The 446-nt window shown below is 73.3% G+C and carries 1 pseudogene; it reads right to left on the bottom strand.

The features are described from left to right. Positions 1 to 446, bottom strand: a pseudogene (locus IH00_RS39520) (1-deoxy-D-xylulose-5-phosphate synthase); the annotation flags it as partial.

Here is a 446-nt window from a genome sequence, read left to right as displayed (position 1 = left end):
AGCGGACGACGGTCGGTGCGTCGTCGACCTCGACGGCCTCGCGCAGCTGCGCCCGGAGCTGGTCGGCGTCGCGCGGGGCGGCGATCCGCAGGCCGGGGACGACCTGGAGGACGGACATGTCCCACATGCCGTTGTGGGAGGCGCCGTCGGTGCCGGTGATGCCGGCCCGGTCCAGGACGAAGGTCACTCCGCACCGGTGCAGGGCGACGTCCATGAGGACCTGGTCGAAGGCGCGGTTGAGGAAGGTGGCGTAGACGGCGACGACCGGGTGCAGCCCGCCCGTGGCGAGGCCGGCGGCGCAGACCGCGGCGTGCTGCTCGGCGATGCCGACGTCGTACACCCGGTCGGGGAACGCCCTGGCGAACTTGTCCAGGCCGACCGGCTGCAGCATGGCGGCGGTGAGGGCGACGATGTCCTCGCGCTCACGGCCGAGCTCGACCATCTCG

It is taken from the genome of Streptomyces sp. NRRL S-118 (genome assembly GCF_000716335.1).
Classification (GTDB): domain Bacteria; phylum Actinomycetota; class Actinomycetes; order Streptomycetales; family Streptomycetaceae; genus Streptomyces.
The sequence above is the reverse complement of the archived record's forward strand: the minus strand, read 5'-3'. Positions and strand labels throughout refer to the sequence as shown.